The sequence below is a fragment of the Rhodococcus sp. H29-C3 genome (assembly GCF_030063405.1).
Lineage (GTDB): Bacteria > Actinomycetota > Actinomycetes > Mycobacteriales > Mycobacteriaceae > Rhodococcoides.
Window position 1 is genome coordinate 1 of sequence record NZ_JASITC010000058.1, and the last position, 1,242, is coordinate 1,242.

Annotated in this window: 1 protein-coding gene; it reads left to right on the forward strand. The window is 61.2% G+C overall.

From position 1 onward, the window contains the following. Positions 1-46 precede the first annotated feature (46 nt). Entirely contained in the window at positions 47-1,231 is a 1,185-nt protein-coding gene (locus QMK32_RS25140) for an IS30 family transposase (protein WP_283478291.1), read from the forward strand. Positions 1,232-1,242: the final 11 nt, after the last annotated feature.

Genomic DNA, 1,242 nt, shown 5'->3' on the forward strand with positions numbered 1-1,242 from the left:
GGCGGTTTCTACTGATCGAAGCGAATCCTGTCCCGAGAGGATTCGCATGCCCAAGTATGCGTGGAACAAGTCACCGCTGGAGATCAAGCGTCGCTACTTCGAACTGATCAGACAAGGGCTGTCCGGGTCGAAAGCGGCAACCATGGTCGGTGTGTCGCTGAGCTGTGGATCGCTATGGTTCATCGACGCTGGCAGTGTGACCTACGTCGAGAGTCCGATCAGCAGCCGATACTTCAGCCAAGACGACCGCATCGAGATCGCAGACGGCCTGACCCGCGGGGAGCCGGTCAAAGCGATCGCCGAACGTATCGGCAAAAGCTTCCAGTCTGTGTACAAGGAGATCGCACGCAACCGCAAACCCGATGGTCGATACCAACCGTGGTTCGCCCACAACCAGGCACACCGGCGTCGCCGACGCCCGAAAATGCGCGTGTTCGCCCACGATGACACGCTACGTCGGCTCGTCGCCGACAAGCTCGCTCAACGCTGGTCACCAGCGCAGATCAGCCGGTGGCTACGGCGACGATATCCCCGCCGTAGCGCGTGGCACGTGTGCGTGGAAACGATCTACGAAGCGGTGTACCGCGGACTGGTTCTCGCTGCCACCGGTGGGTCTCTGCGGACCGGGCGGACCTATCGACGGCGCCGTGGACGCGGACGCTCCAAGGATGGTTCGCTCAAACAATCAACGAATATGACCCCTATCGCGCGCCGTCCAGCCCACGTGGAATCACGTCGCCAGGTCGGCCACATCGAGGGCGACCTCATCATCGGCGTCGGCCAGAGATCAGCGATCGCGACACTCGTCGAACGCAAGACACGATTGACGATCCTGGTCGCCATCCGGGGTGGCCACACCGCGCGCACCGTGGGGGATGCACTCATTGAGCGTTTCACTCGGATGCCTGTCCCGCTGCGTCGATCTCTTACTTGGGACCAGGGCAACGAGATGTTTCATCACGAGCGCATCGCGGCCGCTACAGGGCTGAAGATTTACTTCGCCGATCCTCACTCGCCGTGGCAGCGAGGATCGAATGAGAATACGAATGGGCTGCTGCGACAGTACTTCCCGAAGGGAACTGACCTGAGCTGCTGGACCCAGGATCAGCTCGATGAAGTCGCCGCCGAGCTCAACGACCGTCCGAGGTTATGTCTGAACGACCTCACGCCGAACCAGGCTGTGCGACGATGGTGGCCCCTGCATGATTACCCGATGATTCGCCACGACTAGTGGAATCCGCC

What these genes read in the sequence shown, in the direction of transcription:
- QMK32_RS25140 (WP_283478291.1), top strand. Translation starts at nt 47, where the DNA reads ATGCCCAAGTATGCGTGGAACAAGTCACCGCTGGAGATCAAGCGTCGC.